Origin of the sequence: Serratia sp. JUb9 (genome assembly GCF_014298095.1) — a bacterium.
Lineage (GTDB): Bacteria > Pseudomonadota > Gammaproteobacteria > Enterobacterales > Enterobacteriaceae > Serratia_B > Serratia_B rhizosphaerae.
Genome location: NZ_CP060416.1, coordinates 1,629,211 through 1,641,861 on the forward strand (window position 1 = coordinate 1,629,211; position 12,651 = coordinate 1,641,861).

General features: G+C 58.1%; 12 protein-coding genes. 11 read left to right on the forward strand and 1 reads right to left on the reverse strand.

All coding sequences use genetic code 11. The features are described from left to right. The first annotated feature begins 9 nt into the window (after positions 1 to 9). The 5 genes from nuoJ to nuoN all read left to right on the forward strand — a co-directional run bounded on the left by nuoJ (position 10) and on the right by nuoN (position 5,804). Positions 10 to 570: an NADH-quinone oxidoreductase subunit J gene (nuoJ, locus tag HF675_RS07690; RefSeq protein ID WP_105231928.1), complete on the forward strand. Its 561-nt coding sequence runs from the start codon at positions 10 to 12 to the stop codon at positions 568 to 570. Further along, complete coding sequence (gene nuoK / locus HF675_RS07695) at positions 567 to 869, forward strand: NADH-quinone oxidoreductase subunit NuoK (protein ID WP_004960562.1); 303 nt, start codon at positions 567 to 569, stop codon at positions 867 to 869. Before nuoJ ends, nuoK begins: the two co-directional genes overlap by 4 nt. Continuing rightward, a complete protein-coding gene (gene nuoL, locus HF675_RS07700; RefSeq protein WP_187044360.1) occupies positions 866 to 2,713 on the forward strand; it encodes an NADH-quinone oxidoreductase subunit L in 1,848 nt (615 codons plus the stop codon). Before nuoK ends, nuoL begins: the two co-directional genes overlap by 4 nt. A gap of 97 nt (positions 2,714 to 2,810) precedes the next feature. Then, complete coding sequence (gene nuoM / locus HF675_RS07705) at positions 2,811 to 4,340, forward strand: NADH-quinone oxidoreductase subunit M (RefSeq protein WP_105231926.1); 1,530 nt, start codon at positions 2,811 to 2,813, stop codon at positions 4,338 to 4,340. A 6-nt stretch (positions 4,341 to 4,346) separates the two neighbouring features. Further along, positions 4,347 to 5,804 (forward strand): NADH-quinone oxidoreductase subunit NuoN, encoded by a 1,458-nt coding sequence (gene nuoN, locus HF675_RS07710; protein ID WP_105231925.1) that lies wholly within the window; start codon positions 4,347 to 4,349, stop codon positions 5,802 to 5,804. A gap of 59 nt (positions 5,805 to 5,863) precedes the next feature. Here the strand turns inward: nuoN and HF675_RS07715 are convergent, their stop codons facing one another. Continuing rightward, a complete protein-coding gene (locus tag HF675_RS07715) occupies positions 5,864 to 6,739 on the reverse strand; it encodes a LysR family transcriptional regulator (RefSeq protein ID WP_187044361.1) in 876 nt (291 codons plus the stop codon). 307 nt (positions 6,740 to 7,046) lie between these two features. On the opposite strand from HF675_RS07715, the gene HF675_RS07720 reads away from it, so the two are divergent. The 6 genes from HF675_RS07720 to HF675_RS07745 all read left to right on the forward strand — a co-directional run bounded on the left by HF675_RS07720 (position 7,047) and on the right by HF675_RS07745 (position 12,646). Further along, entirely contained in the window at positions 7,047 to 8,870 is a 1,824-nt protein-coding gene (locus tag HF675_RS07720) for a thiamine pyrophosphate-binding protein (RefSeq protein WP_187044362.1), read from the forward strand. A 47-nt stretch (positions 8,871 to 8,917) separates the two neighbouring features. After that, positions 8,918 to 9,346 (forward strand): cupin domain-containing protein, encoded by a 429-nt coding sequence (locus tag HF675_RS07725; RefSeq protein WP_234008591.1) that lies wholly within the window; start codon positions 8,918 to 8,920, stop codon positions 9,344 to 9,346. Between the two features lie 55 nt (positions 9,347 to 9,401). After that, positions 9,402 to 10,274, forward strand: coding sequence for a DMT family transporter (locus tag HF675_RS07730; RefSeq protein ID WP_105231923.1), 873 nt, complete (start codon positions 9,402 to 9,404; stop codon positions 10,272 to 10,274). Between the two features lie 421 nt (positions 10,275 to 10,695). Further along, complete coding sequence (locus HF675_RS07735) at positions 10,696 to 11,940, forward strand: MFS transporter (protein ID WP_105231922.1); 1,245 nt, start codon at positions 10,696 to 10,698, stop codon at positions 11,938 to 11,940. A gap of 29 nt (positions 11,941 to 11,969) precedes the next feature. Next, positions 11,970 to 12,158 carry a hypothetical protein gene (locus HF675_RS07740; RefSeq protein WP_187044363.1) on the forward strand — a complete coding sequence of 63 codons (189 nt, stop codon included), beginning with the start codon at positions 11,970 to 11,972 and terminating at the stop codon, positions 12,156 to 12,158. Further along, entirely contained in the window at positions 12,155 to 12,646 is a 492-nt protein-coding gene (locus HF675_RS07745; protein ID WP_105231920.1) for a DUF1097 domain-containing protein, read from the forward strand. The genes HF675_RS07740 and HF675_RS07745 overlap by 4 nt, the downstream gene beginning before the upstream one ends. Positions 12,647 to 12,651: the final 5 nt, after the last annotated feature.

Consider the following 12,651-nt stretch of genomic DNA (forward strand, 5'->3'; position numbering starts at 1 on the left):
CCAGCAAGCATGGAAATTGCATTTTATCTGGCAGGTTTGATTGCGATTCTCGCGACGCTTCGCGTGATTTCGCATACCAATCCTGTGCATGCGCTGCTGTATTTAATCGTCTCACTGTTGGCGATCTCGGCAGTCTTTTTCTCACTGGGCGCCTATTTTGCCGCCGCGCTGGAAATCATCGTCTACGCCGGCGCCATCATGGTGCTGTTCGTCTTCGTGGTGATGATGCTGAACCTCGGCAATGCGGTGCAGCAGCAGGAACGCGAATGGCTGAAGCCGTCGGTGTGGATTGGCCCCGGCCTGATGTCGCTGGTGTTGCTGGTGGTGCTGGTTATCGCCATTCGCAGCGTCTCCGACCAGGGCATCAGCGGCGAGATGGTCGACGCCAAGGCGGTCGGCATCAGCCTGTTCGGCCCTTACGTACTGGCGGTTGAGCTGGCCTCAATGCTGCTGTTGGCCGGTCTGGTGGTTGCCTTCCATATTGGCCGTGAGCACAAGCCGGGCGAAGTGCTGAGCAACGCCCCGGCAAGCAGCGAAATGGCGAAAAGAAAATCGGAGGAGCAAGCATGATCCCTCTTCAACATGGGCTGATTCTGGCGGCGATTCTGTTCGTACTCGGGCTGACCGGGTTGCTGATCCGCCGTAACCTGCTGTTTATGCTGATCAGTCTGGAAGTGATGATCAACGCCGCGGCGTTGGCGTTTATCGTGGCGGGAAGCTACTGGGGTCAGGCGGACGGACAGGTGATGTATATCCTGGCCATCAGTCTGGCGGCAGCGGAGGCCAGTATCGGCCTGGCGCTGTTGCTCCAGCTCTACCGTCGTCGTCATACCCTGAATATTGATACTGTCAGTGAGATGCGCGGATGAACCTATTATATTTAACTATTCTGCTGCCGCTGATCGGGTTCCTGCTGCTGGCGTTTTCACGCGGCCGCTGGTCTGAAAATACGGCGGCGACCGTCGGCGTCGGCTCAATCGGCCTGGCGGCGGTGGTCACCCTTTACGCGGCGATGGATTTCTTCAGCCAGAAAGCCGCCGGCGTAGAGCTGTTTGAGCAAAACCTGTGGAACTGGATGACGGTCGGCAACTTCAATATCGGCGTAACGCTGGTGTTGGACGGCCTGTCGCTGACCATGCTGTCGGTGGTGACCGGCGTTGGTTTCTTCATCCACATGTTCGCGTCCTGGTACATGCGTGGCGAAGAGGGCTACTCGCGCTTCTTCGCCTACACCAACCTGTTTATCGCCAGCATGGTGGTTCTGGTACTGGCGGATAACCTGCTGCTGATGTACCTGGGTTGGGAAGGCGTGGGCCTGTGCAGCTACCTGTTGATCGGTTTCTACTATAAAGATCCGGCCAACGGCGCGGCGGCGATGAAAGCCTTTATCGTCACCCGCGTGGGCGACGTGTTCCTGGCCTTTGCGCTGTTTATTCTGTACCACGAGCTGGGTACGCTGAACTTCCGCGAGCTGATGGTGCTGGCGCCGCAGAAACTGGCGATGGGCGACACCGCGATTACCTGGGCGACCCTGATGCTGCTGGGCGGTGCGGTCGGTAAGTCAGCGCAGCTGCCGCTGCAGACCTGGCTGGCGGACGCAATGGCCGGCCCGACGCCGGTATCGGCGCTGATCCACGCCGCCACCATGGTGACCGCGGGCGTGTATCTGATCGCCCGTACTCACGGCCTGTTCCTGATGGCGCCTGAAGTGCTGAACCTGGTGGGCATCGTCGGGGCGGTGACCCTGCTGCTGGCCGGTTTCGCCGCGCTGGTGCAGACCGACATCAAACGCGTGCTGGCCTACTCCACCATGAGCCAGATCGGCTATATGTTCCTGGCGCTGGGCGTACAGGCCTGGGACGCGGCGATCTTCCACCTGATGACCCACGCGTTCTTCAAGGCGCTGCTGTTCCTGTCGTCCGGTTCGGTGATCCTGGCCTGCCACCATGAGCAGAACATCTTCAAGATGGGCGGCCTGCGTAAGAGCATTCCGCTGGTGTACGTCTGCTTCCTGGTGGGCGGCGCGGCGCTGTCGGCGCTGCCGCTGCTGACCGCCGGCTTCTTCAGTAAGGATGAGATCCTGGCGGGGGCGATGGCCAACGGCCATATCAACCTGATGATTGCCGGTCTGGTCGGCGCGTTTATGACCTCACTGTATACCTTCCGCATGATCTTCATCGTGTTCCACGGTAAAGAGCAGATTAAAGCGCATGCAGGCAAGGGCATTACTCACCATCTGCCGCTGCTGGTTCTGCTGGTGCTGTCCACCTTCGTCGGCGCGATGATTGTTCCGCCGCTGCAGGGCGTACTGCCGGCAACCACCGAACTGGCGCACGGCAGCGTGCTGCAGCTTGAAATCACCTCCGGGGTGGTCGCGGTTATCGGCATTCTGCTGGCTGCGGCGCTGTGGCTGGGCAAACGTCGCCTGGTCAGCAGCGTGGCCGCCAGCGCGCCGGGCCGCTTCTTCTCGACCTGGTGGTTCCACGCCTGGGGCTTCGACTGGCTGTATGACAAAGTGTTCGTCAAACCTTATCTGGGCATCGCGCGTCTGCTGCAAAGCGATCCGCTGAACAGCCTGATGAACATTCCGGCGGTGTTCTCCCGCTGGGGCAACCGCGGTCTGACGGTCAGTGAAAACGGACAGGTGCGCTGGTATATCGCGTCTATGGGTGTGGGTGCAGTGGTCGTATTGGCGCTGTTGATTTTGGTTTAACTGAATAATTTAAGCAGACGCAATTTTGGGTTCGGCCCTTGATAAGCAAGGGCCAGATACATGTTTTAGATTATTCATATTAGGGACACAAAACGCCATGCTATTACCTTGGCTAATTCTTATCCCCTTTATCGGCGGCCTGCTGAGCTGGCAGTTCGAGCGTTTCGGCACCAAGGTGCCGCGCTGGATCGCGTTGATTACAATGGGGCTGACACTGGCGCTCTCGCTGCAACTGTGGCTGCAGGGCGGCTATACCTTGACCACGCCGCAGGGCATTCCGCAGTGGCAGGAAGTGTACCTGCGCTCGTGGATCCCGCGCTTCGGCATCAGTTTCCACCTGGCGCTGGACGGTCTGTCGCTGCTGATGGTGGTGCTGACCGGCCTGCTGGGCGTGCTGGCGATTCTCTGCTCCTGGCGTGAGATTCAGAAGTATCAGGGGTTCTTCCACCTGAACCTGCTGTGGATCCTGGGCGGCGTTATCGGCGTGTTCCTCGCTATCGACATGTTCCTGTTCTTCTTCTTCTGGGAAATGATGTTGGTGCCGATGTACTTCCTGATCGCGCTGTGGGGCCACAAGGCGTCTGACGGTAAAACCCGTATCACCGCGGCCACCAAGTTCTTCATCTATACCCAGGCCAGCGGTCTGGTGATGCTGATTGCGATTCTGGGCCTGGTCTTCGTGCACTACAACGCTACCGGCGTCTGGACCTTCAACTATGAAGATCTGCTGAAAACGCCGATGTCGCACAACGTGGAATACCTGCTGATGCTGGGCTTCTTCATCGCTTTCGCGGTGAAAATGCCGGTGGTGCCGCTGCACGGCTGGCTGCCGGATGCGCACAGCCAGGCGCCGACCGCCGGTTCCGTTGACCTGGCGGGCATCCTGCTGAAAACCGCGGCCTACGGCCTGCTGCGTTTCAGTCTGCCTCTGTTCCCGGAAACGTCCGCCGAGTTTGCGCCAATCGCCATGTGGCTGGGCGTTATCGGCATCTTCTACGGCGCCTGGATGGCGTTCGCGCAGACCGATATCAAGCGCCTGATCGCGTACACCTCGGTGTCTCACATGGGCTTCGTACTGATTGCCATCTACACCGGCAGCCAGCTGGCTTACCAGGGCGCGGTGATTCAGATGATTGCGCACGGCCTGTCTGCGGCCGGTATGTTCATCATCTGCGGTCAGCTGTACGAGCGTCTGCATACCCGTGATATGCGCCAGATGGGCGGCCTGTGGGGACGTATCAAATATATTCCCGCGCTGTCGCTGTTCTTCGCGGTTGCTACGCTGGGGATGCCGGGCACCGGTAACTTCGTCGGTGAATTTATGATCCTGTTCGGCAGCTTCCAGGTCGTACCGGTGATCACCGTGATTTCTACCTTCGGTCTGGTGTTTGCTTCGGTTTACTCGCTGATCATGATGCAGCGCGCCTACTACGGCACGCCAAAATCTGACCAGCCGCTGCCGGGCATGACCGCACGCGAACTGTTCATCATTCTGCTGCTGGTGGTTCTGCTGGTGCTGCTGGGGGTTTACCCGCAGCCGATTCTGGATACCTCTGCTGCCGCAATGAGCAACGTGCAACACTGGTTTGGTTCGTCAGTTTCTGCAATTTCAACAACAAGGCCGTAATTCGCCATGACAATAACTCCTCAACAACTGATCGCACTGTTGCCGCTGTTGATCGTCGGATTGACGGTGGTGGTTGTGATGCTAGGCATTGCGTGGCGACGCGACCACTTTATCAACGCGACCCTGACCGTGATCGGTCTTAACCTGGCGCTGCTTTCGCTGTACTTTGTCGGCCAGGCTGGCCCGATGGACGTTACCCCGCTGCTGCGGGTTGACGGTTACTCTATGTTCTACACCGGGCTGGTGCTGCTGGCGAGTCTGGCCACCTGCACTTTTGCCTATCCATGGCTGGTCGGCTACCCGGACAACCGCGAAGAGTTCTATCTGCTGGTGCTGATTGCCGCGCTGGGCGGCATTCTGCTGGCGAGCGCCAATCACCTGGCCTCGCTGTTCCTGGGGATTGAGCTGATCTCGCTGCCGCTGTTTGGCCTGGTGGGCTACGCCTATCGCCAGAAGCGTCCGCTGGAAGCCGCCATCAAGTACATGCTGCTGTCCGCCGCCGCCTCCAGCTTCCTGCTGTTCGGCATGGCGCTGCTGTACGCGGAATCCGGCACGCTGGCGCTGTCCGGTCTCGGTAAGAGCCTCGGTGAAAACATGATGCACCAGCCGCTGGTTCTGGCGGGGATGGGCATGATGATCGTCGGTCTGGGCTTCAAGCTGTCGCTGGTGCCGTTCCAGCTGTGGACGCCGGATGTGTATCAGGGGGCGCCTGCGCCGGTTTCCACCTTCCTGGCCACCGCCAGCAAAATCGCCATCTTCGCGGTGGTGATGCGTCTGTTCCTGTACGCGCCGGCGGCCGACAGCGAAGCGCTGCGCACGGTGCTGGCGATTATCGCTTTCTGCTCCATCCTGTTCGGTAACCTGATGGCGATCAGCCAGACCAATATCAAGCGTCTGCTGGGCTACTCCTCCATCGCTCACCTGGGCTATCTGCTGGTGGCGCTGATTGCGGTGCAGACCCATCAGCTGTCGCTGGAGACCGTCGGCGTTTATATGGCTGGTTATCTGTTCAGCAGCCTGGGCGCCTTCGGCGTGGTCAGCCTGATGTCCAGTCCGTATAGCGGGCCGGATGCCGATTCACTGTTCTCCTACCGCGGCCTGTTCTGGCATAAACCGATTCTGTCGGCGGTAATGACGGTGATGATGTTGTCGCTGGCCGGTATCCCGATGACGCTGGGCTTTATCGGTAAGTTCTTCGTTATCGCGATGGGCGTCAGCGCACACCTGTGGTGGCTGACCGGCGCGGTAGTGGTGGGCAGCGCCATTGGCCTGTACTACTATCTGCGTGTGACCGTCAGCCTGTATCTCAACGCGCCGGAAACGCTGTCGCGCGATACGCCGCGTAACTGGGCGCTGACCGCCGGCGGGGTGGTGGTGCTGATCTCCGCAGCGCTGGTACTGGTACTGGGTATCTATCCGCAACCGCTGATTACGCTGGTGCAGATGGCGCAGCCGCTGTTCTGATAGCGCGTTGTAAACGTAAAAAGGTCGCCGCGGCGACCTTTTTTTATGCCCGCAGGCAATTATTGCGGATAGTTTTGAAAGGAGGTTTCCAGCGCCTGTACCACCGCGCGTACCCGCGCGGCGCGCTGCAGATCGGGATGCAGCACCAGCCAGATATCCACCCAGTCCTGATTTTCCGGCAGTATCCGCACCAGTTCAGGATCGTTATCCGCCAGGAATGAGGAGAGCAGGCCGATGCCGAGGCCGTTGCGGGTGGCTGAGCGCAACAGCAGCTGCGAGTTGCACTGCAGCACCACGTTGGGGTCGATCAGCGTTTCACCGCAGAAGCTGCTCCAGTGACGCGGCACCAGTTCACGCGGAAACATCAGCAGATTATGGCCGCGCAGATGTTCGCCCTTGACCGGCATACCGTGAACGTCCAGATAGTGCTGCGTTGCGTACAGCCCCATCTCAATGGTCGCCAGCCGTTTGATAATCAGTTCATCGGACTCCGGGCGCGCGCCGCGGATCGCCAGATCGGCGCCGCGATAGGAAATATCAGAGATATTTACCGCGGTCAGCAGCGTCACGGTGATCTGCGGGTGTTGCTCGCGCAGCCTTTGCAGCGCCGGGATAACGAAGGCTTCGGCCAGGGTGTCGGTGGTGGCGATGCGCACATTGCCGCACAGGCTTTCATCGCCGCTGGTCGCCTTGCGGGCGATGGCCTGTACCGCGTTCTCCATATTCATCACATCCGCCAGCATCTCCTCGCCCAGCGGGCTGAGGGAGAATGCTTTGGGCGTGCGGATAAATAATTTGGAACCCAGGGATTCCTCAAAGGCGGAAATGCGTCGCCCGACGGTGGCCTGGTCGACGTGTAGCTCATTTGCGGCCTTACGTAAAGTGCCGCAGCGGGCTACGGCGAGGAAAAAGCGGGCATCATCCCAATTCATCAACGACTTCCTTCTCTGAGAGCGGCGGGATACCACTGGGGTTGTATTGGCTTATCCGTGGTGCAATGGGGGTTGCGCTAAAAATGAGGCAGCCGTATCATAATTATCTATTATGTTTTATGGTATAAAAAAATGCATCATTGTGAAGCAATTTTGCATCTTTATTTTTACCTGCCGAACTTTATGCTAACGGATGAGCTGGCGTGATCTGCCGCACATTTCATCGTTAGCGACTCATTGGAGCCAGTCTCGATAGGCGGCGATGCCTGATGGGATTCGCTCGATTCTCTATTGTGACTGGACATTAAACATGGCGTCTCACGCAGGAAATACGTGCGCTCCCGCAGCATTGGCTAACGCGGACGCAATCGCAGGAGGCTTCCCGGCCGCCGCTAAATCAGCGGTACAAAGTAATAACGCCGATGTTATTATCCAGGCGCTCGCCGAGCGCGGCATTCAGCATATCTTTTTGGTGCCGGGCAAACTGATTTATCCATTGATTAAGTCCATTGACGAATCCGCGATCGCCGGGATTGTCGCTGCTCATGAAACCGCCTGCGGTTTTATGGCCGACGGCTATGCGCGCGCCAGCGGCAACTTCGGCGTCTGCCTTGGCATCTCCGGGCCGGGCACCATGAATTTCCTGCCGGCAATGGCGGCGGCGCAGGCGGATAAGATCCCGGTGATGTATCTGGCCGGCGGCATCGCCACCTATCATGAAGCGCAGGGCGCGTTCCAGGACGGCAGCAACAGCGGCATCGATGAGCTGACCATTGTCAAACCGCTGCTGAGCAACGCCATCGAGGTGAAACAGCCGCATACGCTGCAGCATGAGCTGCGCCGCAGCCTGTCATGCCTGAACGGCCAGCGGAAAGGGCGTACCTATCTGAGCGTGCCGGTCGATATGCAAAAGCGTCCGGCGGTTGAGCCGCCGGCATCGCGCACGTCGCAGCGCCGTGAAACGGCGATTGACCTGCCGGCGCTGGAGGCGGTGCTGGATAATTATCTGCTGCGCGGCCTGAATATCGCCTGTCTGGCCGGCAATCGGGTGAATAACCCGCAGGACGCCGAACTCCTGCGGCAGGTGGCGGAAAAATACCATCTGCCGGTCGCCACCACGCTCGCAGGGAAGGGCGCATTTCCGGAAGGACATCCGCTGGCGCTGGGCCTGTACGGCTTTGCCGGCCATACCCGGGCGGTGGAGGCCATCAACGGCGACGAAGTCGATGTGCTGCTGGTGCTGGGGTGCGATCTCAATCAGCGTGACAGCCTGAACTGGCACCCGAAATTGCACGGCACCAAGACGTTGGTGGTGATTGATGAAGATTTCGATCAAGTCAGCTCGCACTATCAGCCGGACGTGCAGATTTTCTCCAGCCTGAGCGCTTCTCTCCAGTACCTGCTGACGGCGGTTGACGCTGATGACCCGCATCTTGCCTGCGTCAATAAGCTGCGTAATCAGTGGATGGAATACGTCGGCCAACTGCCGCTTGAACAGCGTCAGCCGGACCGGACTGCGCGCATGATGGCGGAGGAAAAACACCTGTACCCCGGCGAGGTGATTGAGCATTTACGCCGTCGCACCGCTGCGGACGCTAATGTGGTGGTGGACTCCGGCGCGCACCGTGTTTTTATGGCGCACCATTGGCAGAGCAGCGGCGTGGGCGATTATCACACTTCCAGCGCTTTGGCACCGATGGGCTGGGCGATTTGCGCCGGAATCGGCATCAAGCTGGCAGCGCCGCAGCGCGACTGCCTGGTGGTGACCGGCGACGGCTGTATGCTGATGCACGGGATGGAAATTCAGACCGCCGCCCGCTACCGCCTGAAAATGACCTTTGTGGTGATGAATAACTGCGCACACGGCGCGATGCATATCGACACGTTACAGCAGAGCGGCGTGGGAGAAGCATACACCGCGCTGCCGTCGCACGACTGGCGGGCGTTTGCCGGCAGTCTGGGCGTGGCCGCCGCCAAGGCCGCCACGCTGGCCGAGCTGGATGATGCGCTGGCCGCCGCCGCCGCACATGACGGACCATATCTGATTGAAATGATGGTAGGAAACCATCGGGCACCCAATCGTTATTATGCCGAGAGCGTTGCTGAATATGAGCAGCGTATCCGGGAACAATAACCGGGAGTGTTCACGCTGTTTTTTTATAAGATTGCGGGGTGATGACAATGATGTATCGATCTGGCGTAATTGCCGCCATGATGGTGGCCTGTACGAATGCGTTGGCGGAAGAGACCCATGGTGAAGGCATTAATAAAGAAACGTTGCTGAAAACCGAAAAATCATGGGAAGGGACGCCTTACGGCCACTATCCCGCCGGCGCGCCGCAGATCACTATCCTGAAGGTGACCGTTGAGCCGAATCGGGTGCTGGCCTGGCATACGCATCCCTGCATCAGCGCGGTGCATATGACCGCGGGCAGCATTTCGCTGACGGTGGCGAAAACCGGCGAGAAGAGAACTTTCCGCCAGGGGGATTCGTTTACCGATACGGTAGATATTGTGCATCAGGGCCAGGCCGGCGCGCAGGGGGCGGAGATGCTGGTGTTTTTTGCCTGTTCGGATAACCGCCCGCTGACCGTCGCCGAAGCTAAATAATCCATCCCGGCGTATAAGCCGGCGATCTGTCCGAACCGCTATTAATGAGGAAGTTATGGTTGCGTTATGGATGTTGGTGGCCAGCGTGTTTTTTGCGCTGATGGGCGCCAGCATAAAACTGGCGTCGGCGAAGGTCGGTTTTTTTGACATTATCTTTTATCGCTCGTTCATCAATGTGCTGATTGTCGCGGCGCTGATAAAGATCAAGAATCTCGGCTTCCGCACCCGGCATCTGGGGCTGCATATGAAGCGTGCGGCGATTGGCAATGCGGCGATGTACTGCGGTTTCTATTCCCTGATTCATTTACCGATCGCCACCGCCACGACGCTGGGTTACACCAACCCGATTTTTCAATCGGTGATTACTTTTGTCACCGCCAAAGGCCAACTGACCGGCAAACTGCTGTTTTCGGTCCTGCTGGGCTTTGTCGGTATTTTGGTGCTGTTGCGGCCGGATATGCCGCACGGCGAGTATGCGGCGACGCTGATCGGCCTGTTGTCCGGCCTGCTGACCGCGCTGGCCTATTTTAACGTGGGCAAACTGGTGCGCACCGGCGAGCCGGAACTGCGGGTGGTGTTCTATTTTTCTCTGGTCGGCACGCTGGTGGGGCTGGTGATGGCCGGCGCCATCGGTTTTGCCGCGTTGGATGCCATTACCTTACTCAATGTCTGCGCAATTGGCGTTTTCGGCAGCCTGGGGCAAATTACCATGACGCGCGCCTACGGCAGCGGCAACCCGGTGATTGTCAGCATTCTTTCTTACAGCACGATTATCTTCTCTACGCTGCTTGGCTATCTAATCTTTGATGAGAAACAGTCGTATATTGCCGCCGTAGGCATGGCGCTGATTATTCTTTCCGGCGGTCTGGCGATTCTGCGGCGCACGCCGGCGAAGGCACGCCAGCCGGCCGCGGCGGGCAGGGGGTAGATCGCTGATAATTTCTCCGATCTCTAATATGGCGCTGCAGGTTATTCGCGCGCCATTTTATTTTTTATAATTTCACTTTTTCTTTTTTCACTTATTTTTAGATTTATTGCTGATAAATAACGGGAAATTTTATTTATCGCTTAGTCCTTTCTCTTATATCCTTATGCATAATTTATCCATCGGCGGGCTAGGTTTCTGAGTGAGTAACAGTAATAATAGATACTTATAAAGTATCCGCCCGATAGCGTTTGATGGTATATGCCCTTAAAGGGCGGTATGCATAATTGAATCACTCTGATGCATTCTTGGCTATTTTGACGGTTATTCCTGAACGGTATGATAAACGCGTTTCCTGATACGTTTTGGTTTTCAGGAGGGTGTGTTTATTACGGCCTTGCGCCGAGAGTTTCAGGAGAATGAGATGTCTGACGGAGTGGCCGTAGAAGAAGCCGCTAAAGTGAATTCGGGTGCGTCGCACTTTGCTATTTTGCTATTTTTGGCGCTGGCGTTAATGTCGGCTTTATTGAATAGCAGTGCGCCGACGCCGCTGTATCCGCTTTATCAACATGAGTTGGGCTTAACGTCAGTCAGTCTGACGATTATTTATGGTGCTTATGCCGGCGGCGTGCTGATTTCGCTGTTCGGCGTGGGCAACATGGCCGGCAAAGTGCGCGATCTGCGCAGTATGATTGTGCCGGCCCTGCTGGTGGTATTAGCCGGCGCGTTGCTGTTCGCCATGGCGGATTCGTTTGTGATGATGTTTATGGCGCGCCTGCTGGCCGGCATCGGCACCGGGGCTTTAACCGGTGCAGCGAACATTGCGCTGGTGCGCTTCGGGCCTAAAGACGGCGGTAAGGTGGCGGCGCTGATTGCTACGCTGTCCTTTACCACTGGCCTGGCGCTGGGGCCGATTTTTAGCGGTCTGGCGTTGCAGACAGGGTTTTACACCACGTCACTGCCGTTTATCATTATTATGGCGGTCGCGGCGGTGGCGGCTCTGGGCGTGATGCTGAAGTGGCCGGGTGAGGCGGCGGTTGCGCCGGCGGGTGATGCATCGGCCAGCGCGGCGACGCCGGCAAAGAGTTCGCTGGCTGACGGCCTGCGGGCCACCGGCATCAAGTTTTATCTCTGCGCCGGCGCGCTGTTTACCTGCTGGGCGGTGGCCGCCAGTATTCTGGCGATTGGTCCGAACGTAGCGGAAAAACTGCTGAATATGCACAGCCGCGGTATGTATGGCTATGTGATTGCGGTCTATCTGGTGATAGCCGGCATTAGCCAGATTCTGAGCCGCCGGATTAACGCTCGCCACTCGCTGATGTTTGGCTGTCTGGCGCAGGCGCTGTCGGTGGTGGTGTTTGCCGAAGCGATTCAGATCCACTCGCTGGGTCTGGCCGCTGCCGGAATGGTAATTGCCGGCTATGCTTATGGTGCGATTTTTGTCGGCAGCGCGACGCTGGTGAATCTGATTTCACCAAAATCCAGCCATGCGCGACTGATTTCGCTGTTTTATGTGATTGCTTATATCGCCAACTGGGTGCCTATCCTGTTGGGGGTAGTTATCGACCATGCCAGCCTGCAGCTGGCGGTCAACTTACTGTTTATGGTCAGTGCAGTGGTATGTCTCGTTTTGGGACTGCTGGTGACGCGAGCGGGGTTCCCGCGCTAAACGTGCGTTAACCGCATACTGTACGACCGATGATTTCCCTGGTGTTGTTGTGTGTCATTTCCAGCGTGCTTGCACGCTGGTTTTTTTTTGCCTTTTTCCTGCCGCTGCGTGCCTTGCCATCCGCCGCTTATTACATGCGTTTGCTGATCGCGATCATATACAGCCGGGTGCTTTTCGGTAAACTGCACGCTCCTTTTTTACCAGGGTCGGTATTATGAATGTACTTGTTGCCATTGCCGTTACCACCGGCATTCTTTCTGGCATCTGGGGCTGGGTTGCGGTCAGTCTCGGGTTGATTAGCTGGGCGGGCTTTTTGGGCTGCACGGCCTATTTCGCCTGTCCGCAGGGCGGCGTAAAGGGATTGTTAGTCAGCACGCTGACCTGCTGCAGCGGCGTTTTCTGGGCGATGCTGATTATTCACGGCAGCGCGCTTGAGCCGGCCTGGAGCCTGCTCGGCTATGTGTTGACCGGCGTGGTGGCGTTTCTGATGTGTATCCAGGCCTGGCAGCAGTGGCTCAATTTTGTGCCGGGGACCTTTATCGGCGCCTGCGCCACCTTCGCCGGTGGCGGCGAGTGGCGTCTGGTGACGCTGTCGCTGCTGGTGGGGCTATTGTTCGGCTTTGCGATGAAAAACAGCGGCCTGTGGTTGGCGGCGCGTGGGCGGCGGGCGGCGTTACGCTCGACCTCGGCGACGGGAGACGCCTGAAGAAG

Coding starts and splice junctions, on each gene's coding strand:
- nuoJ (WP_105231928.1), top strand. CDS start 10: ATGGAAATTGCATTTTATCTGGCAGGTTTGATTGCGATTCTCGCGACG.
- nuoK (WP_004960562.1), top strand. CDS start 567: ATGATCCCTCTTCAACATGGGCTGATTCTGGCGGCGATTCTGTTCGTA.
- nuoL (WP_187044360.1), top strand. CDS start 866: ATGAACCTATTATATTTAACTATTCTGCTGCCGCTGATCGGGTTCCTG.
- nuoM (WP_105231926.1), top strand. CDS start 2,811: ATGCTATTACCTTGGCTAATTCTTATCCCCTTTATCGGCGGCCTGCTG.
- nuoN (WP_105231925.1), top strand. CDS start 4,347: ATGACAATAACTCCTCAACAACTGATCGCACTGTTGCCGCTGTTGATC.
- HF675_RS07720 (WP_187044362.1), top strand. CDS start 7,047: ATGGCGTCTCACGCAGGAAATACGTGCGCTCCCGCAGCATTGGCTAAC.
- HF675_RS07725 (WP_234008591.1), top strand. CDS start 8,918: ATGATGTATCGATCTGGCGTAATTGCCGCCATGATGGTGGCCTGTACG.
- HF675_RS07730 (WP_105231923.1), top strand. CDS start 9,402: ATGGTTGCGTTATGGATGTTGGTGGCCAGCGTGTTTTTTGCGCTGATG.
- HF675_RS07735 (WP_105231922.1), top strand. CDS start 10,696: ATGTCTGACGGAGTGGCCGTAGAAGAAGCCGCTAAAGTGAATTCGGGT.
- HF675_RS07740 (WP_187044363.1), top strand. CDS start 11,970: ATGATTTCCCTGGTGTTGTTGTGTGTCATTTCCAGCGTGCTTGCACGC.
- HF675_RS07745 (WP_105231920.1), top strand. CDS start 12,155: ATGAATGTACTTGTTGCCATTGCCGTTACCACCGGCATTCTTTCTGGC.